Raw genomic sequence first — 21,628 nt, 5'->3', positions numbered from 1 at the left:
CTGTGAGATTTGGATTGTATGATTGTAACATTTAATGCCCGGATTGCAAATCCTGCTTTATAATCAAAAGAGCCAGATGGTTTATCATTGAAATAGTTATAGATACTTAAAAGATGTAAATTGCACGGATGAATATCCGCGCCAATTGGTGAGTTTTGCAGTCTGTGTGAGCATCTAATTTTACAGAAGTTTTCAAACGTAGATAATATAAACAGTTATTGATATAATTGTGGGGGAAATGATCAGCATATTTCACTTGAAAGGCTAAATTCAATACCAGGAAGCATTATTCTGCTTCCTGAATTTTCTCTTTTAGATTGTTTGTTTTATTGATGTATTTTCTTTTCATCTTCACCCGTTTTATTTTACTATTTATATGATTAATAGCTTTTTCGTTGTAGGCCTCTAATCTTGCCTCTTTAAATAATAAAAGCGCATTTTCGTAATCGTGTTTTGATTCATAAATCAAGGCCTGAAAGCTAAGTGTTTTAGATAAGTCTACGCCTTTTAGTTTTTCTGCATAAGCTATTAATTTCTGAGCTTTTATGTATTCCTTAGTAATAATCAATAATAAAATGTATGCCATGCAAACATTCAAATCGTCAGGTTTACCCGCAAGTGCTTTTGAATAATAGTCTTCTGCCTTTTGATAATCATGCATATATTCCTGATGCAATTTACCCATGAGATAATTTGCTCCACAGTGTTCATTATTTTGACTTAATGCATAGCCCAAATTTTCAATTGCTTCCTCCAGGCTGTATGGATATTGATCAAGCGCCTTAATATAATATTGATCTGCTAGTGTACTCATAATTGTTATTTTATTCTTGGAGCTCCTTTCTAAGATTGTTTTTTAAGGAGTTTCTCTTTTGTTTATAATTTGTTTTTTCATTACGGACTTTGAAATCGCTGCCGTAAAAAGTTCTGATTGGATTGCCTCTTTGAATTTCAGAATGATTCTTCCACTCTGTTTGCATATTGCATTTTTGTTGGTCAATTTGCTCAAGTTTTATCAGTTCAAGGAGCCTTTGTTTTGCCAGTTTTTTATTTTGAAATTGCGATCTACTTTCCGATACCAAAACATGTAATCCTGTTGGGATGTGTTTTGCTCTGATAGCTGTACTTACCTTATTTACATGTTGACCTCCGGGACCACCAGAACGTATGGCCTGAAAGCTGATATCTTTATCACAGATTTCAAATTTGTCGTTTGAAAAAGTAATGCTGTTGATGCTAACAAACCAGTTTTTGCGTTTGTGAAATTTCCTAAACTCACTTTGTCCAATCCAAAGAATAGTTCCAATCCATTGTTTGGAAAAGGCCTCAACATTTTTGCCTTCGAATTTAATGCTCGCAGAAAAAAGAGTGCCATTTTCAACTCCCTTTTCCCGGTGCATTATATTGTAGCTTATATTGGCATTTTTAGCTTCTTTAATGATATATTTAAGAAGCTGGGCTACAACCCAGCAACATTCGGCAGGTCCTCGACCTGATGTTATTTGTAATATTATTGTATCCATTTAGTTTATTGTTTATCCATTCTTACTATTTGAGGGTAAAACTTTCCCTCAATATTGATAACATCTTTTTGTGCACCCATAACCTCTTCTAAATTTTTGTAAGCCATTGGAGCTTCTTCTGTTCCTCCTCCAATAAGTGTAATTTTATTCTGGTTGAGTAGCTTTTTAAGTTCACTGCCAGTATAACTGTCTTTAGCTTTTTTTCTGCTTAATCGCCTGCCAGCACCATGTGATGCAGAGTTAAGCGAAGCACCATCTCCTTTTCCTGATACGATGTAGCCGGGATCTATCATGTTTGCCGGTATAATTCCAAATTGACCTTTAGCTGCAGGAGTTGCACCTTTTCGGTGCACAATTAATTCCTGGCCATCAATTTGCTCTTTCCATGCAAAATTATGATGGTTTTCAATGTGCAAAACAGGTTTAAGTCCCAATGTCTTAGACAGGCGATAATGAATTGTATCATGACAGGCTTTGGCATAGTCTCCTGCCAAATTCATAGCCAGCCAATACTCCTGACCAGCTTCACTATCAAGATCAAGCCATGCCAAATGCTGAGCTCCATTAGGTAATAAGCACACTCTTTTTGCCACTTTTGTGTAGTAGTCAGCAATTGAAGCTCCCAGTCCTCTTGAACCCGAATGGGCCAGTATACCAACATACTTACCTTCTTTTAAATCGAATGCATTTTCAGGCCCTAGCTCAACAGTACCAAATTCAACAAAATGATTACCAGATCCAGAACTGCCCAATTGGTTTTGTGCTTTGCCTTTTAATTGTCTTAGTATTTCTATCTCATTGAACTCATTCCTTTCCAGAATTTCATGATCTAAATTGTGTTTTTCAATTTTGCCAATACCAAAGTGGGTTTGTTCTTTTAAGGCAGTTTTTATCTGATAGCTGTTTCGTTTAATAAATTCAGAAGGAACATCGTAAATACTTAAAGACATCCTGCAACCAATATCTAGTCCAACTCCATAGGGAAGCACTGCATTACGGGCTGCCAGTACACCACCAATTGGCAACCCATAACCAACATGTGCATCGGGCATCAAAGCACCATATTCTGAAATAGGTAATTGTATAGCTGTTGCCATTTGTCTTACTGTATCATGTGTAATATGCTTGTTACCATAGATAGCAAATGGCTTTTCTATGTTGTCTAAATGATATATTGTACCATGATTGGTTTTAATTTTACCGATTAGTTCTTCTGCTAATTTTACTAAAGAAACATGTTTTATATAATCTTTGGGATTGATAAGAACATCTTCAAGTAACGCTAATTTATCTTGTTTTGATAGATGCTTAAAGTCGCTGTTAATGATATTTATAGCCAGACTTTTAGCTCTATCTGATTTATAGTTTATCTTTTTAAGGTCTTTGCCTTTTATTTTCGACTTGCTCATATGTCAGAGTAAAAACCTGACTGAGTGGTAACCTGTTAGTACGGTGTACTTACCGGGCAGATCTTGATTAAGAATCAGGCACAGCCATATAAAACCATCTTAAACAGGTTCTTCAGTCAGATATAATATATTAAATGTAATTTGTTGAATAAGAAATCATCTTACTCAAACGATCAGAAAATAAGAAGTGTGATTAGTTCTAAACTAACCATTCTGATCTACTTGCGGATATGTGAATTAAGCTCTAACATAACAAATTCCCCTTCTTTAATAGTTATACATAGGGTGAAATGTGTTGCAAATATAAAATAGAATTTGTTAATATTCCAAATATGTTTCAATAATTATTGAAAACAGTTACGTTCGGAATGTCTTTGTGGTGATGTATTTAGTCTGTATTGGTGGTGTATAGTTTGTATGCTTTCTCAACGATTTTACCCATTTTTTTTCGAAGCAATGGGGGAGATAAAACTTCCAGAGATGAGCCAAAACCTAAGAGCAGTCTCTCTAGTTCAAAATTCGGAATTACTTTTATAGAGATAATAATGCCTTTGTCGGTTTTCTCAATAATTTTTTGTGACCAGTGTAGTGGTTTAGTAATTACGTATGGGGCATTGCTTCTATCAATAAATAACTTAACTACTCTTGGAAGCAGACCTTCATTAAGCGTTACTCCTATAATATTTTCATAATAATTATCAGGGTGAAAACTTTCAGTATCTATAAATTTAATATTTTTTTCCTGCTCAAATGATATAATGCGATCGAGTGCAAATGTAACAATATGGCTTCCTTTGTTTTTTCTACCAATTAAAAACCATCTGTTATTAAACTCTTTTAAAAGATAAGGATGAAAGTAAATTCTTTGAGAATTTCGTGCTTTAAATGATTGATAATCTATTTTTAAAACTTTTTTCTTTTGTATGGCATCATATAATCCATTCAAATGTTCTAAGCCTTTTAAATCTTCGTTTTTATCCATGTGGATAATGGGGCGATCCTGAGTCTGTTCAATATGTATTTTGTTTTCCAGCTTTTGAATAAGCCCTGTCATCTCTTTAAAGTGGCTAAAACTTTTGAACTGTTTTAGAATCTCTACTGCGTCACCTAATTTTTCCAGATCCTGTTCCGATAATGGTAGTTGGGTAATGGAGTACTCAGGATCTTCATAAGCATAGTACTTTTTGTCTGTAACAATAATTGGTGCATTATAACCCAATTTTTCACTACGCATATTCTGAATATCCATTTGGATTGTTCGTTTACTTACTCCTTTATCAATTCCTTCAAATTCATAAAGAGCGTTAGAACAAGCCTCAATCAGATCGTCTAATGTCCACTTGCGATACTTGTTTCGCAGGCATTTATCAATGGTAGTATATCGGATCAGGGCATTTCTGTTAACAGGCATATTGGATTTTTTTGATGAAAAGTAGAAAAAATATTTTACTACGCAAAAAGACTGCGCACTGGCTATTCATCTTTGTATCGTCAAGTATGACAAAACGTTCTTTGAATAAAAAATTCACATTTATGTGATACAAAATATTTCTTCTTTGAGTAAGAAGATAAAAGCATGATTAAAACAAACTGGCAAGGCTTGATGTAAGTTTCTGTATAGCTTTATAGTGTTGGCTTGGTAAAGTTCAATATACTACTTGTTTTTTTGTTTTTTCATACAACGATGTGTGTTGGAGGTTCGAGTCCTCCTTCTGGTAAAAGCCAGAATAGCTACAATAGGTAGAGCAACATCTCTATATGGTAAAGTCGTATGACTACAGGTTCGAATCCTGATTTGAGTTAACTACTCACCTTTAACAGTTACATAAAAGTAGAATGGCAAATGACCGGTTTTATCTTTCGGGATAAAACAATTCATAGTTAATCAGCGAGATGAAACAACCATTATCGATGATGATTAATTCATCTGAATATTGCAAATTAAAGAATAGCTTAATTCAATTTTTAGATAAACTAATTTATTGAAATTCTGGTCTTTCAGCTTCCATTGCTATGAATGGTTCTGCCAATCTATTTTTATTGATAATAAAAATTAAAAACATAAATATATCGCAATATGGAGCGAGCTAACTCTTATTATATAATGAGAAAACTGGCAGGTTCCATGAGGCAAAAGAAAACAAATTTTAGACATATGAAACGAGTAAGAATAAATAAAGGTAAAGTTGGTTTGGTATTTAGAAATGGCGATTATATTAAAGTATTAAAAGCCGGTAGCCATTGGGTATGGTTTTCTGATAAAGTAGGTATTTGTAATATGTCACAGCCATTTACATTTTCCATGGAATTAAACATCTTGTTGCAAGATGACGAATTGGCAAGTATGCTCGACGTTATAGAGGTGCAAGATCATGAGATGGTATTAAAATATGAAAACGGAGTATACCAGGAAGCACTTACCTCTGGTCGTTATGCTTACTGGAAGGGGGTAACTAATTTTACTTTTAAAAAAGTGGATTTAAGTAAGGTTGAGATTACAGAAGACATACCGGTAAATATTTTATATAAGCCAGATATATACCCTCAGGTTAGAATATATCGTGTTGAATCTTACGAAAGAGGGTTGTTATTTGTAGAAGATAAGTTTATTAAAGAGTTAAATCAAGGAGTATATTATTATTGGAAAAATAATACACCAGTACTTGTTATGAAGGCAGATTTGCGTCAAACACAGTTGGAAATTTCGGGACAGGAATTATTAACAAAGGATAAAGCAGCTATTCGAATCAGTTTTTTTGCAAGTTATATTGTAGTGGATGCTAAAAAAGCGTTGACCGAGAATCAGGATTATAAAAAGCAATTGCATGTAACACTTCAGTTGGCATTAAGAGAATATGTTGGTACATTAACTCTTGATGAGATTCTTGAGAGGAAAGAAGAAGTGGCTGAATTTGTAATGAGTTCAGCACGTAAAAAAGCTATGGAGTATGGTGTTGAATTGTCAGATGGTGGTATTAGAGATATTATTTTGCCTGGTGAGGTGAAAGAAATAATGAATCAGGTGTTGGTAGCCCAAAAGAAAGCTCAGGCCAATATAATCACTAGAAGAGAAGAAACCGCATCTACGCGAAGTTTGCTTAATACAGCTAAGTTGATGGAGGATAATCAAATGCTGTTTAAATTAAAAGAAATGGAGAATGTAGAAAAGATTGCTGATAAAATTAATACCATAACCTTATCCGGAGGAGGTAAGGTTGTAGATCAATTGAAAGAAATATTTTCTACAGACAGATAGTAGATGATATTTTGACCTTTATAAATAAATTTAATCTGGTAAAAAAGCCATGAGAATCATACTGCCAACAAAGTCAAAACACTATTTCATACGGTATTTAATGTGTTTTAGATGACTTCTATTTGGCAATTCAAAGAATTATTAAACATGAAACAAGTTATATCAACAGAGAAGCATCCCATAAAATTATGGGTAGATCAAATCGAAGATAGTGCTATAAATCAAGCTAAAAACTTAGCAAACCTGCCTTTTGTATATAAACATGTAGCCTTAATGCCCGATGCTCATACGGGATATGGAATGCCCATTGGAGGAGTTTTAGCAACTAAAGGTGTCATAATTCCTAATGCTGTAGGAGTAGATATTGGTTGCGGTATGTGTGCCATAAAAACAAATATTGAAGACATGGATACCACGGAACTGAAGCAATTAATGAGTCATATCAGAAAAACGATTCCTTTGGGTAAAAATAGTCATAAAGAAAAACAGGATGAATCATTAATGCCACAAAGAGGCGATGTTTCTAATGTTATGGAGCAATTGTATTCAAAAGCGTTATGTCAGTTGGGAACTTTAGGAGGAGGAAATCACTTTATTGAGATTCAAAGAGGTTCTGATGGTTATATTTGGGTAATGATCCATTCCGGGAGCAGAAATATTGGAAAACAGATTGCTGACTTTTATAATAAAAAGGCCAGACAATTGAACGAAAGATGGTATACTCAGGTGCCCATAAATGCAGATTTGGCCTTTTTGCCTATTGAAACAGAAGAAGCACATGCTTATATGAATGATATGCAATATTGTATTGATTTTGCATTTGCCAATAGAAAACAAATGATGGAAAAGGTTAAAGCTGGATTACTTGAAATAAATCAGGGAAATGTGGTTTTTGATGATATCATAAATATTGCGCACAATTATGCTGCCTGGGAAAATCATTACAACGAAAATGTTTTGGTTCATAGAAAAGGAGCCACGCGTGCTTATAAAGGTGAGATAGGTATAATACCAGGATCTCAGGGTACTAAATCATATATTGTTGAAGGCCTAGGTAATCCTGAAAGTTTTATGTCATGCTCTCATGGTGCAGGTAGGGTAATGGGACGTAAGCAAGCTCAACGTGAATTGGATTTAGAAACAGAAATCAGTCGCTTGAACGAAAAAGGCATTATCCATGCCATCCGAAATACAAAAGATTTGGATGAAGCTGCTGGTGCATATAAAGATATTGATGTGGTGATGGCAAATCAAAAAGACCTGGTAAAAATAAAAGTTGAGTTGAAGCCATTGGCAGTTGTCAAAGGGTAACATTAATTAAATATTATCAATGTAATTAGTTTATTTTTTAGAGAAACAGAAAATAGTGCTCATGCAACAATTTGTTGAAAGAGGTTTCAGAATCTAATGTGATAAAAGCAGTAAAGTGTTAGATATAGTGTACGAAAGTGTTTAACCATAAAACGCCAATGTTAAGGGTAAAAGTACCAACGTTGAGGTGTAAAGTGACAAAGTTTATTGAACAGACCCAAATGTTGGAGTAAAAAGTATCAAGCTTGTCAGTAAAACTGACAAGCTCCAATGAATTTTATTGAACGTTGTATGAAAATGTAGGAACGTTGCAGTAAAAAGTTAGAAAGTCAGGGAAAGAAACATGATATGTTGATACCAGCAATAGGAACGTTCAATGAAAAAGTGAGAATGCTGATTAAAAAAGCGAGAACTGCCGTGTTTTTTTTGAGAATCGCCGAGTAAATTTTTGAAAGCTTGTCAGTTTTTGTATCAACATTGATATAAAAACTGACAAGCTTTATACTTTAAACATCAACGTTGAGGGTAAAAGTATCAACGTTGATGTTTTTGCATTGATTTAATAATGCAGTAATGAATTTTATAAGATACAAAAGGATAACCTGTTAATCCTGTTAATCCTGTTAATCCTGTCAAAAAAAATTACAGTTATTGTGGCGGATTTAGAAGCGAAGCGCAATCCTTGCCATGAAAGTGCTGTAAATAATTACTGTGAGATTCGGATTGTATGATTGCAACATTTAGTGCCCGGATTGCAAATCCTGCTTTATTATCAAAAGAGCCAGATGGTTTATCATCGAAATAATTATTGATACTTACAAGAGTAAATTGCACGGATTAATATCCGTGCTAACTAGGGTAATTGAGAGTAGTTATCAGACAATCAAAAAACGAGTTATAGCCTATAAATCAATCCTGTTAAATCTGTAAATCTTGTCCAAAAATAAAAAGACAGGATTCACAGGATTTTCGGGATTAAATGTTTCATACTGAAACAGTATCTACACAATAAGAAATCGATCTTTTCAATTCTGTAATTCTTGTCAAAAAAGATACGGTTGTAGCTGTAGATTTAGAAGTGAAGCGTAATCCTTGCCATGAAAGAGCTGTAGATAATTACTGTGAGATTCGGATTGTATGATTGCAACATTTAAGAAAAAAGATAAGGAATTGTATTCCGGTTAAAAAGATTATTGATGCAAATTATCTATAAATGCCCGGATTGCAAATCCTGGCAACTAATCAAAAGAGCCAGATAGTTTATAATTATAATAGTTATAGATACTTACAAGATGTAAATTGCACGGATGAATATCCGCGCCAACTTGGTTTTTATTGAGAGTAGTTATCAGACAATCTATAAACGAATTATAGCATATAAATCAATGCTGTTAATCCTGATATTTAAATAAGAAACCTAATCATTATCGTTTTTATCCTTCAATTATTAGTTAAAAATTTACTATAGATATATTTCTTTAATAAAAAATTTATAAAAGTATGGTAGGATTGGTGATAAATTATATATTTGATTCGTTTGAAAAATACATCCTTAAATGTATGGTTCGGCATATTTCTAAAAAAGAACATATTATAAATTAAAATTCTTAATAAATGACGCCATTTCGTAGTTTTCTTATTTTGTTGATTCTGAGCTATAACTTCTGTGTTGCTCAAACAAATCAATCAAAAACATTTTATAAGCCATTGATCTTTCCCGAACCAGCATCACTACAATTAACTCAGGGGGAGTTTTTAATTACTCCATCTGTTACTATTGTAAAATCAACTGATCTTAATTCAGAAATTGAACAACTGGTAACAACTGCTTTAAAAAAATCAGGAGTGATTGCTATAAATACAGTAAAAAAGTTACCCAAGCATATCGACCATACATTTATTGTATTGGGCTTAATGGATGTTCAGATCGTTCAATCTGCCTTATTAAAAAGTAATGCTGAATTAGATTCTGATACATCATTCTGTGAGCATTCAAAAAAAGAATCATATACACTTTCCGGAGTTTCTATTGGTGATGGAGAGCTAATTACACTGGCCGGATATGATGAGAACGGTTTGTTTTATGCTGCGCAAACATTTTTGCAATTGTTAAGACAGGAATCGGTTTCGAATCTTATTATTCATGATTATCCAACAATGGCTATCAGAGGAACCATTGAAGGTTTTTATGGTAAACCCTGGTCAATGGAAAGTAGAAAATCGCATTTACAGTTTTTAGGAAGTGTAAAAGCAAATACCTATGTCTACAGTCCTAAAGACGATCCTTATGCAAGAGACCAATGGCGAGAAGATTATCCTGAAGAAACGATTGCAGAATTAGGTGAACTGGTTCAAATTGCGCAAAAGAACCATGTAAATTTTGTGTATGCTATTTCACCTGGTCCAACCATTTGCTTTTCAGATCCGGCAGATCTGGAGACATTAAAACGTAAATTCGAGAAATTATATGCCATTGGAGTGAAGGATTTTTATGTGGCCTTAGATGATATTGAATATACAAAATGGAATTGTGATGCAGATAAGGCTTATTATGGCGAATCCGGAACAAAATCTGCTGGAATTGCCCAATCAGAGCTATTAAATAAATTACAGGTTATTTTGGATGAACTGGATCCAAAAATGAATCCATTGATCATGGTGCCTACAGAATATTATGATGCAAAAGAGAGTGTATATAAAAATGCGTTGATTGAAAATTTAGATCCTCGAATTGTTATTCAATGGACGGGAACAGATGTTGTTCCTCCGCGAATTTCAATAAATGATGCAAAACAAGCTACAAAGGCTTTTGGAAGAAAAACACTTTTGTGGGATAACTATCCTGTAAATGATTATGGTCAAACAGCAGGACGTTTGTTACTTGCGCCTTATAAGTTTCGTGAGGCGGGATTATCTCAGGAGCTTTCCGGTATTTTATCAAACCCTATGAATCAGGAAATGCCAAGTAGAGTCGCAGTTACTGGTGTAGCTTCTTTTGGTTGGAATGATAAAGCTTATGATTCTGATTTGAACTGGTTTATTGCAGCTTATAATTTGGCTAATGGTGATAAAACAGCTACTGAAGCATTATTGAAATTGTTTGACACGCAACATTTAGCGCCTACTTTTGGTAGTCAGGCCTGGCAAGAACAAGCCCCAAATTTAAAAGCATTACTTGATAAAGTAAGAAAAGAAATGGCTTTTGGTGATGCTGATTCCAGAAAAATAGTAATCGCTGAGCTTAAAAAATATGCTAATGAACTTAGAAATGCACCTGGAATTATACGCGCGGTAGTGGATCCGGTTTTTATTGAAGAAACTGAACCCTGGTTGCAGGCTATGGAATTATGGGGCGCATCACTTGTGATAACTGCAGATGGTTTGTTGGCTGCAATAAATGGAGAAAGTACTGCTAATGCTTATTTTAAAAGGGCAGAGGAGTTAGCTAATAGTGCTTCTGAAATTGAAAGTATACCAGGAGCAACAAGAATAGGTGGAAAAATAAAAATTGCAGATGGTGTTCTTGATGTTTTTATTAAAGATGCTGCTGAAATCATTACAATGTAATAGTGGTTTTGGAATGATTGAATGTGTGATAATCAATATGATACATTTTATATTGTTCCCATAATTACTAAATACATATCTACTGTCTTTGCTCTGGAATAAATAAGAGTTTTGACTTTACAAAATAACTTGAAAAAGGAGAATAAATATTCTCCTTTTTTTATTTTTAGGTGTCTCAAAAATCGAAATTTATTAAGTAATAAATTAGATCATCATATTTCACTGTGAAATAATCTTATTAACCTTATTTATTACACGGAACCAATTTATCAGTAATCTCTACAATGTCTTTTTCATATTCTTTAGAAATGGGTAGAGGGGATTTTATTCCTGATACCGGTTCGTTAAATATGGTTTTATAAATTGAATAAGCAGCAATAACAGATCCTATTTCTAATGGGTGACTATGGTCGGAGCGCCATAATGATACATCGGGATGCATTTTGTGGAATGCTTTCCAGGCTAAACCTGCAGGAGCTACTTTTGCATTAATCTCTTTCCCTATTTTGTTATAGCTTGCAGCAAGTGAATCCTGAGCTGTATCAAAGGAATCAAATACATCATAATAGAATTTTCCGGGTAGCATTTTCGTCCCAATGCTATCGGCATATTCTCTGGCCCAGGTCATATACAAAACAGTTTGTCCTCCATTTTTTCGAATTTCTTTATCAAGCTTACGAATTGCAGGGTAAGTTTTTTCTTCAGCTGCGAAAAGGGGAGAAGTACTTTGTTCCTGCAGCACTACATAATTGAATTTGTACTTATTAATAGTTTCCAAAATAAAATCAGTGTTGGCATAAGTATCTAATAAACTACCACCTCTGGTTATTTGAGTTACCACAATTTTTTTGCCTTTTTGCAGGCCCATGTCTGAAACTATACTTGGAACGCCATTGTAATAGGTGTAACTATTTCCAAGAAATAATATATTAATTGTTTCGTTTGTTTGACCAATTACTGTTGTAGTATAAACAACGAGCATCATCAAAACTCCTATCAACTTCTTCATCTATTTGTTTTTATTTTTTATGGTTAGATGGAATCTGCTAAAAATAAGCATATTTGTATGCGAGCAACTAATTTTTTAGCCCATTTCATCATAAAAATTTATTCTGTTTATGATTTACTTATTGGCTATTAGAAGTTAGAAGAACGAAGTGATTTTTACAACCAGCTTCATTCTTCCATCTTCAACAAGATATTAATAACCGTCGTTTTGTTTCATCACTGCACCAGTATTGGCATCAATTACCTTTTGGGGAATTGGAAAATACTTTGGTGCCTGAGCTATTGTTGGGCCAGCAAAATCGTTATATTTTTGCACCCGTTCAACTAATTTATCTGTTCTGATTAGTGTATGTCGCCTGTTCTCTTCAGTTACTAATTCCCTTGATCGTTCATCCAAAATAAAGTCAATATCAATATCAGATCCTGAAATTGGCGTTGCATTGGAGCGTTCACGGACTTTGTTAATCCATATGGCAGCCTCATCATTTTTATTTTCTTTATATAAAGCTTCTGCCAATATTAAATAGGTTTCAGCTAAACGAATATACATCTGGCAATTAAATTGATCAGAGCTGGATGCGTTTGAAGTGTTGGGGTGAACATACTCCCATTTTCTGGTTGAAGGCCATTGGAAGTGATCCAAATCATATTTACCATCTGTAATGGTATGATTGGTGTTTGTTTCTAAAACAACTTCCATTTCGCCCTGATCATTTGGCATTACTAGCTTCCATTTTATGGCAAAATCAGATATACGATCATCCTGTTCTTCGTATAAATCAAAAGTTGGTGCTGTAATAGATGAACGACCAGCGCCTTTGCCACCATTGTTTGAATAAAAAACTTCAAGATCTAACTTTTTAATCGTATTATCCTTACTGTAATAAGTTTGCCACATGTTTTTCATGTAGTTATTATCTTCATTTCCATACGAAACAGCTTCAGGTTCGGTATTAAGTAAAGCCCATAAAACCTCTTTGTTACCTTGTGATGGTAAAGGGTTTGCAAATAAATCCATATAAGGTACTCCGGATACATTGGCATTGCTTCCAAAACGTTCTGTCATTAAGTGATACTCTGAGTCTTCACATAATTCTCTGGCAGTTGTTTCAGCCTCAGCGTTTCTTCCCATGGCTAAATACAATTCGGCCAAGTAATGAATGGCTACAGCTCCATTTACATTTCCGGGATTATCGTCGCGTAATGGTAAGTTTTCTTTGGCAAATACCAAATCTTTCTCCATTTGTATCTGAATGTCAGCCACCGGAGTTCTGGTCCAGTTGTTTTGGTAATTGGATCCATCAATTTCATCAAGACTCAATGGAACATCTCCCCAGCAGTAGGTTAAATGACGATAGGCCCAGGCCCTTATTAATCTTGCCTGCGCAATAATGTAGTTCTTTTTGTTCAGGTTTTCCTCATCATTGCTTCCCATCCAGTTAACATCTGATTTTTGAGCTCTGTTTATAATCATGTTGGTTGAATTGATGATGCGATATAACCAATCAAACATGTTTTCAAAAATAAACTGGTCGGTATAAATATGAGTAGGCCAGTTCAAAAATGTCATTCCCGAATGTCCGTTGTTCATAAAAGCATTGTCAACTCCAGTGTCCCAGCAAGTACATCTGGTAAGTGGAATATTATCAGCACGACTTCGTTCTTCACGTACCCAAGAATATACCGCATTCATGGAGTTTACAAAACCATCATAATCCTGAAACAGATTATTGGCATAAATATTATCTTCCGGCATTTCTTCCAGAAAACTGTCTTCATTACAGCTTATAAAAGCAAGTAATAACAAGACTGATAATGTATATATTATATTTTTCATTTTCATTTTTTATCTTTTAATGGTTACTTTTTCTCCGTTAGAGTTATACATTCTATTCTTAGTGAGAATATTCACCCATCAATGTGTAAGCTATTAAGGAGTAATTTATTAATACAATAGTTCGGTAATTTTTTATAACTACAAGAATTACATATGTTTAAGACTTGTAGTGTAAAATGTATAAATAAATGAATTTAGGCATCTTGTAAATCAGTCTATAATCTATTATCTAAAATCTAACAAACTATTGTAATGGTAACCTTGTCTTTTTATCATTAAAGATTTACTCTTACTCCAATTAGTACACTTTTAACCTGAGGTGTTGCATATTGATTGTTCCAGTCAGAGAACTCAGGATCCAAACCTTCCCACTTTGTCCAGGTTGCCATGTTTTTGAGGTTTAGATACAACTCAGCATTTTTAATGGTTAGTTTATCGCAAACTTTTTGAGGTAGCGCATAACTAAAAGTAACATCCTGTAAGCGAAGAAAACTGGCATCCTGATAAAAATTCATACTCATAGGGTTTACTTCTCTGTCAACGTTAGCAGGATATTCATTGGTTGGATTATCTACAGACCAGAAGTTTTTATTAAAGCTGTTTTGACGATAAGAGTTAACGCTGGTTTCATAAAGTCTGTTGGGCATCGTAACACCATAAACACTATTCAGGAAGAAACTAAATTTAAAGTTTTTATAGGCGAAGCTATTGGTGATGCCGGCAACAAAATCAGGAATCCTTGATCCGATGATTTTTTTATCATCAGGATTGATTTCACCATCGTCATTAACATCCTTGTACTTGATATCTCCAGGTTGTGCATCAGGTTGAGCACTGTTGGCTATGTCGTCATTTTCTTGCCAAATTCCATCAAATACATAGTCGTAGTTTACAGAAATAGGTTGATTAATAAACCATTGATTGGCTACATCATCAATATATTTGCCATCATCATCTGTTAATCCAACATTTACAATTGAAGTTTTATAAGATGCAATATTAAAATCCGTTGACCATGTAAAATCATTCTTAGCAATATTTACCGAAGAAAACTGGAATTCAATTCCCCGGTTTTTTGTTTGTCCAATATTTGATCTGATATTATCTACACCATTAATTGAAGAAATGGTTTTATCGAGTAACAAATCACTGGTTTTAGACCAATACAAATCCAATAACCCTCTTAAACGATTGCCAAATAACGTAAAGTCCAATCCTGTATTAAAAGATTCTGTGCTTTCCCATCCTAAAGAAGGATTTCCCAATTTGTTAGGATAAAATCCAAATGCAGAAGTAAGATCAGCTGTAAGATAATTTTTAGAAGCAAGACTAGGAAGGGTAGAATAAGCAGAAATGGCTTCATTACCATTTTTACCATAAGACAGCCTTAGTTTTAATATATCTACATTTTTAAATGATGAAGATTGCTTAAAGAATGCCTCATTCATCACATTCCATCCTAATGCAATAGAAGGAAATACTCCAAATTTTTTGTTGCTACCAAAGGCAGAATAACCATCTCTCCTTATTGTTGCTGTAAATAGATAACGTGAATCGTAGCTATAGTTTGCACGAAACATCTGCGAAATATGGTTTGTTTGGGTTAAACCTGCATATGCTTCAATAGAAGAGGCTTTATTCGGTTGATAATAGGTCATTACATCATTAGGGAAATTGGTGGCATAAATATTATTGTATTTATCTTGTTCCTGTTGTGCACTGTAAAGTCCTGTTAAAAAGATATTGTGTTTACCTAAGGATTTGTTATAACTGATGATGTTTTCAATAATCCAGTTTTCTTCATGGTTATTATCAGTATGTAAAACACCATTAGATAAATAACCGGTATAAGTATCTCTGCCATCATAACGTTGCGACAATTGATTACGAAATTCATAGCCGGTATTAATTTTATAGGATAAACCCTTTAAAAAAGGAAAGTCGAACTGAACATAGTTGCTTGTATTTACTCTTCGTGTTATTTCTTCACTTTTGGCATTAAGCGGATTAAGCGGGTTTTCAGCAAAGAAAGCATCTTCCCATGCTAACATAGCTATTGAACCATCTTCGTTATAAGGTTTACCTAATGGGTTCATTGCAAATGCCCAGAAAAAACTTGCCTTATACCCACTACGATCATAACGACCCAATAAGGTGTTGGTTCCAAATTTGATCCAGCTATTTAGCAGATGCTCCATATTTAAACGAATGGTTAGTCTTTTGAAAAGGTCGTTTTTAGCTACACCTTTAGCATCATTATACACCGTTGAAACAAAATATTGTGTTTTGTCATTTCCACCTCTTATGGATAAGTTATGCTGTTGCTTTTGTCCGGTTTGAGTGGCCACATCCATCCAGTCTGTAGATCGCCCCATAGCAATGCTTTCTTCCTCGGTAGTGGTAAATGTTTCTCCATATTCTGTTTTTCGCATAGCAAAAGTTTCTCCATCCATCATATCAGGTATATGTCCTAATCTATCAAAACTGATATAACCATCATATGAAACCTGCATTGTGCCTTTGCGACCCATTTTAGTGGAGATCAGTATTACTCCATTGGCACCTCTGGCCCCATATATTGCTGTTGAAGAAGCATCTTTTAAAACTTCAATAGAATTAATGTCGTTGGGATTTAATTCAGATAATCTACCGGAATAGGGAATCCCGTCCATGATGATAAGGGGACTATTGGAAGCTGTAATAGAGTTTTGTCCACGAATCATCATATTGGCCGAAGCACCTTCAGCATTCGAAGCATCAACAGATACCCTGAATCCTGCCATACTTCCTTGTAAGGATTGCAGAATATTAACCTGAGGGCGGTCTTCAATTTTATCAGTGCTAAATGAAACCACAGACCCGGTAACATCACTCTTTTTTTGAACACCATATCCCACAACCACTACTTCGTCAATTTCCTGCTGGTTTTCCTCCATTTTTACATCAATAGTGGTATTAGAACCAACAGCAACAGAGATTGGCTTATAACCAATAAAGCTGAATAGTAATGAATCTCCGGGAGAAGCTTTCATGGCATATTCTCCGTTGAAATCTGTAATTGTTCCGGAAATTGTTCCTTTAATTACAATACTGACACCAGGTAAAATGTCACCGGTTTTCTTGTCAGTTACTTTTCCATTAACCTGTGCATAACTGATTGCGGTAGTTAAAAGAAAAAACATTAGAATTTTGTATTTCATAATATTAAAAATTGGTAAATAGATTTTCATTTTAAGGCATAACTTCTCCATTCAGAAGATCATGTGATCTTCGGTTATTTGAAAAAGTACTTGAGTTTATATGGTTATTATTCGGTTTGGATTATATGATTATTTGCTCCTTCATTTTTATATTTCCTCTGGCCATTACATCAGTCAGGTTTAGTTCCGCATCAAAGAAACATAAATCGGCATCAGCTCCGGTTTTAATAATTCCTTTGTGACTGAGCGATAAATTTTTTGCAGGAGTGCTGGTAATTAATTTAAAAGCTTCTTCAATTTTAAGTCCTCCTGTTTGAATGAGCTTTTTAACTTGCTCAAGATTTAAATCAATAGGAGCCGGATAAAAACCAATAATGTTTCCCTCTTGATCTTTTTTTGCCATACCGGCATTTCCATCGCTGCTAAAAGTCATTTGATCCATTGGTACTCCATTTTCTAAGGCATATAAAACCATTTTGTATGGTTCATCATATATTGTTCCTCCTGTTGATATATCGATAATACCGCCCATTTTCGCAAAGCGAATGGCCTGATCAAATAATGGTTTGGTGCGCCCAACATGAGTAGGAGAGATGTACTTGATGGGATAATGATGTTTTTCAACCAGTTCAAACAATATATCCATCTTTGTATCCAGTGCCCCCAGATGTACATGTAAAATACCTCCTTTGCCTCCAATAGATCCACCTACATATACATCTTTTAAAAAGCGCAGAAGATCTGTAGCAGAAGGAAAAGATGAACGTTCATCACTAATTGCAATTTTGCATCCTATTACTGTATCGATAAATATCATGTCTTCCATCACATTATCCAGAATAGTCAGAGGAGGAATACCAAAGTAACTGGTTAACATATAAGCTGATATTCCCTCCTGATACAAGGCTTTTGTTTTGGCATATAACCCCTTTAAACTTTTTACAACACCATCCGTTCCCAGCATTCCCATTACAGTTGTTGTTCCGCAGCGAATTAATTCATCAACAGAAATTTCGGGTGTCATAGAATAGAAACCTTGCTTTCCACCTGCACCTGTAATATGAATATGCTGATCAATTAATCCGGGAGTGACGATCTTATCAGTGGCATCAATAATTTCCACTCCATCCATATTCATTTCAATATGATCCTGTATAGCCAGGATTTTTTCAGATCCAATTAAAATATCCTTTTTACCTAGGTTTATTGGCGCATATATATTGGCATTCTTTATAATCTTCATCATAGTATTAAAAAATATAGTGAACAACGATCATCATTACTGCAGTTACTGATAGTGGAATTAAATTTCTTTTTGCCAGGGCATAAGGTTTGATTCCGGCAATTTCGGAAGTAGCGATAATGACTCCGGCAATTGGCGAAATAGCCCGTCCAAGACTGGATGACAGTTGCATGGGAAGAATGATTCTGGCACCTTCAATACCCATTTTAGCTGCTATTTCGGGCACTAATGGACCAAAAGAGAAGAATGAGGCATTACCGCTTCCCATAAGTATGGAAGCCATGAAAATAAGTACACTCATTACAATACCAATGCCTACAGGTGAAAAGCCTAAGGACTGGGAGCCGGCAATAAGACCATCAACAAAGCCCAGGTTAATTAAACCCAGTGAAAATATTTCGGCAGATATTATAAGTGTGATTACCGAAGCAAACACTTTCCCCATTCCTTCCCAGAAGGTTTTGATAGAGTCAAATACTTCTTTTAAATTTCTTTTTCTAATTATTTCAAATACCATTGATACAAATAACGAGATGATCATTGCGGTTGTTGTATCAAGATGAATGGGGGTGGGAAACAGGTTGAAAAATGGAGAAAATATGATTAGCATTATCAAAGGTAACATGGGTAATATGCTGTAGATTTTGGGTGTGTTTATTTTCTTAAACGCATCAATTTCAAGCTGTGTTGGTTTATGATTTTCCTTTTTATCAAAGTATCGGTTTACAAAATAATAGCTAATCATCAATACCATGGTCATCGGAATTGTTAATGGCAATTGATCTTCCATAAAATATTGCACGTTGGTTTTACCAATTAATTCGGAAGCTCTTGCCGTATTCGCTGATGCAGGACCCATATCAAAAACTGTGCAGGCTGTAATGACCGAAACTGCAGATGTTTTGCTTATGCCCAAATTAACCAACACCGGAAATATAGAAGCTACGAGTAATAAGCCCAATCCAGTTGCTGAAGGTATGCACATAAATAAAACTTGTCCTATCGGAATAACGATGCTAGCAGCTAAATAGGGGTATTTTCTGAATATGGATAATGGTTTCATTGAAGCATAAACCAATGCTTCACTGGCACCAATTTTTTTCATATAGGCAACATATCCACCAATGGTCATAATCATTAAACCTACTTTTGCACCTTTATTACTTAATGAAACTTTAATCTGATTAAAAAGGTCAAAAAAATGCCATCCAGTGGGTTCCTTCATGGTTGACATGTCCATACCAAGTATTAAAGCTATGGCCATCATTAATAATCCACTAATTATTAATACCGACTGTGGATTGTATTTTTTGATTAATAGCTTAGCAACTACAACAACAATGAGTATGGATATAACAGAACCGATAATAAGCATGATATTTTGAGAATTTGAATTAATCAATATATTGTGAATCTATACAAAACCAGGTATATAAAAGCTTTGTATTGTTATGGTTAATATGTATTTTATGTTCTTTTATCCAATTAAACCAAAATATAGCACTGGGTTAAATCTGGTTGATAGCTTGTAGATAGATTCTTTTTCATACATCAATATTTTTATTTTAACTTATCTTATTGATGCAAAACTATAGTTATTGAATTATTGAAAAACATACCAGTTGTAATTACTGTTAGATACCAATTATGTTTTTTTAATACTCTGATCTATTTCTTATATGCTATTGATAATTTTAGCCATTTTTTCAACCTTTTCTTTAAGAACAGGAGCTGGAACAGGTGAATATCCAAATATAAGTCCAGCTTTTGAGTCTTTACTTACATAGCATTTTTTTAATGAGTGAACCACAATATTGTTTTGGCGTAATAAATTGATTACTTGTGATTCATCTAAGTTATTATCTAAAAATGCCGTAACATGTAAACTGCGAAAAGGCGTATGTTCAATGGTTAATTTACTGGTCTGCGACTCAAGTTTTGAGATAAATAAATCTCTTCTTTCCTGAGCCACCTCAATCATATGCTGCAAATGCTTTAACAGGTAGTTTCTTTCTATAAATTGATCCATTACCAATTGCACTGAAGGAGATACAAAGCGATGCGAGTGTTCCTGAAACGCTTTAATTGGTGATACTAAATATTCTGGTACGATCATATATCCCAACCTAATAGATGGATGCAGTAATCGATTAAAAGTACTCATGTAAATTGTCCGGTCTTCCTTGTCGATACTATAAATACTCGGAATAGATTCCTGATAGTTACCAACCGGACTTTCGTAGTCATTTTCAATGATCAAAGCTTTGCTCTCAGAAGCCCACTTTAATAACTCCAGTCTTCGGCTAAGACTCATTTTTACACAAAAAGGATACTGGTTAGAAGGCGTGGTATGCACCAGTTTGGGCGTTGCCAGATGATTGTTTGTAAGCTCCTTTACCTTAATTCCCTCATTATCTATATTAACAGGAAGAATATTGGCTAGCATACTTTTAAATATAGAGTGTACATTAGGAAAGGTAGGGTTTTCCATTGCTACACAATCACCCTTGTTTAATAAAACGTTCGATACCAGATATAAGGATTGTAACGAACCGGAAACAATAAATACCTGGTGTGGACTACACTTAATATTTCTGGTAATGTTTAAGTAGTTACAAATATTCTTTTTCAGCGAGTCAATACCTGATGAGGAGGAATAGGATAGAGATGAGGATTTTACATAGCGCCAGTAACTATTCGTTAATTTTTTCCATTGATTTACCGGAAATATATCCAAAGGAGGTAGGCCTGGTCTAAATGCCAGGTTTGCATCTGAATGCCGGTTAATGAGCGATATATTTTTTAAACATGCTTCACCTTTTTCTGATATCTGTGGATAAATTTCAGCATTATAGTTCTTACTGGTCTCGATTTTTGGATTTGATGTATTTTCAGGTGAATAACTCACTTTGTATCCGGAGCAGTTCTTTGATTCGATTAATTTTTCAATCAAGAGTAACTCATAAGCTTTAATAACAGTAGTTCTTGAGAGTTTCATTTCATCTGCCAAAATTCTGGTTGAAGGTAGATGCATACCTTCAGGAAGTTCCAAATTTATGATACAATTTTTAATCGCCTGATATAAGCTGGCGTATTTATGTAAGGAATCCTTAGTCATTTGTTTTTCTAAGGAAAGTCTGATGCGATTAATAATAACTGTGAGATTTGTATTCATCATTATGTCAAATTGGAACCTCAAAAGTAGTGAATAATAAAATCATCCCATGATCTTAATAAAAAACTTAGTTATTGACCTTCTTACAACTTTAAAACA

At 34.3% G+C, this 21,628-nt stretch carries 13 protein-coding genes; 3 read left to right on the top strand and 10 right to left on the bottom strand.

Annotation, left to right across the window (positions count from 1 at the left end; translation table 11 throughout):
* Positions 1-286: 286 nt before the first annotated feature.
* The 4 genes from OM075_RS17005 to OM075_RS16990 all read right to left on the bottom strand — a co-directional run bounded on the left by OM075_RS17005 (position 287) and on the right by OM075_RS16990 (position 4,343).
* Positions 287-814, bottom strand: a complete 528-nt coding sequence (locus OM075_RS17005; protein ID WP_301191737.1) for a hypothetical protein — start codon at positions 812-814, stop codon at positions 287-289.
* A gap of 10 nt (positions 815-824) precedes the next feature.
* A complete protein-coding gene (gene prfH, locus OM075_RS17000) occupies positions 825-1,523 on the bottom strand; it encodes a peptide chain release factor H (RefSeq protein WP_301191736.1) in 699 nt (232 codons plus the stop codon).
* Between the two features lie 5 nt (positions 1,524-1,528).
* Complete coding sequence (locus OM075_RS16995; RefSeq protein ID WP_301191735.1) at positions 1,529-2,932, bottom strand: RtcB family protein; 1,404 nt, start codon at positions 2,930-2,932, stop codon at positions 1,529-1,531.
* A gap of 388 nt (positions 2,933-3,320) precedes the next feature.
* Positions 3,321-4,343 (bottom strand): helix-turn-helix transcriptional regulator, encoded by a 1,023-nt coding sequence (locus OM075_RS16990; RefSeq protein ID WP_301191734.1) that lies wholly within the window; start codon positions 4,341-4,343, stop codon positions 3,321-3,323.
* A 744-nt stretch (positions 4,344-5,087) separates the two neighbouring features.
* Here OM075_RS16990 and OM075_RS16985 point away from each other — a divergent pair.
* The 3 genes from OM075_RS16985 to OM075_RS16975 all read left to right on the top strand — a co-directional run bounded on the left by OM075_RS16985 (position 5,088) and on the right by OM075_RS16975 (position 11,066).
* Positions 5,088-6,188 (top strand): slipin family protein, encoded by a 1,101-nt coding sequence (locus OM075_RS16985; protein ID WP_301191733.1) that lies wholly within the window; start codon positions 5,088-5,090, stop codon positions 6,186-6,188.
* Positions 6,189-6,335: 147 nt separating this feature from the next.
* Positions 6,336-7,499 carry an RtcB family protein gene (locus OM075_RS16980; RefSeq protein WP_301191732.1) on the top strand — a complete coding sequence of 388 codons (1,164 nt, stop codon included), beginning with the start codon at positions 6,336-6,338 and terminating at the stop codon, positions 7,497-7,499.
* A 1,614-nt stretch (positions 7,500-9,113) separates the two neighbouring features.
* Positions 9,114-11,066, top strand: a complete 1,953-nt coding sequence (locus OM075_RS16975; RefSeq protein WP_301191731.1) for a glycoside hydrolase family 84 protein — start codon at positions 9,114-9,116, stop codon at positions 11,064-11,066.
* A gap of 244 nt (positions 11,067-11,310) precedes the next feature.
* On the opposite strand, the gene OM075_RS16970 is transcribed toward OM075_RS16975, so the two are convergent.
* From OM075_RS16970 to pdxR, 6 genes are all read right to left on the bottom strand, one after another.
* Positions 11,311-12,075 (bottom strand): SGNH/GDSL hydrolase family protein, encoded by a 765-nt coding sequence (locus OM075_RS16970; protein WP_301191730.1) that lies wholly within the window; start codon positions 12,073-12,075, stop codon positions 11,311-11,313.
* 192 nt (positions 12,076-12,267) lie between these two features.
* Positions 12,268-13,911, bottom strand: coding sequence for a RagB/SusD family nutrient uptake outer membrane protein (locus tag OM075_RS16965; protein WP_301191729.1), 1,644 nt, complete (start codon positions 13,909-13,911; stop codon positions 12,268-12,270).
* 275 nt (positions 13,912-14,186) lie between these two features.
* Positions 14,187-17,111: a SusC/RagA family TonB-linked outer membrane protein gene (locus tag OM075_RS16960; RefSeq protein WP_301191728.1), complete on the bottom strand. Its 2,925-nt coding sequence runs from the start codon at positions 17,109-17,111 to the stop codon at positions 14,187-14,189.
* A 121-nt stretch (positions 17,112-17,232) separates the two neighbouring features.
* Positions 17,233-18,357, bottom strand: coding sequence for a beta-aspartyl-peptidase (iadA, locus tag OM075_RS16955; RefSeq protein ID WP_301191727.1), 1,125 nt, complete (start codon positions 18,355-18,357; stop codon positions 17,233-17,235).
* Positions 18,358-18,361: 4 nt separating this feature from the next.
* Positions 18,362-19,729, bottom strand: coding sequence for a C4-dicarboxylate transporter DcuC (gene dcuC, locus OM075_RS16950; protein WP_301191726.1), 1,368 nt, complete (start codon positions 19,727-19,729; stop codon positions 18,362-18,364).
* 300 nt (positions 19,730-20,029) lie between these two features.
* Positions 20,030-21,532: a MocR-like pyridoxine biosynthesis transcription factor PdxR gene (gene pdxR, locus OM075_RS16945; RefSeq protein ID WP_301191725.1), complete on the bottom strand. Its 1,503-nt coding sequence runs from the start codon at positions 21,530-21,532 to the stop codon at positions 20,030-20,032.
* Positions 21,533-21,628 lie beyond the last annotated feature (96 nt).

The sequence above is a fragment of the Plebeiibacterium sediminum genome, assembly GCF_026013605.1.
GTDB lineage: Bacteria > Bacteroidota > Bacteroidia > Bacteroidales > Marinilabiliaceae > Saccharicrinis > Saccharicrinis sediminus.
This window is presented reverse-complemented; position numbering and strand designations above follow the sequence as displayed.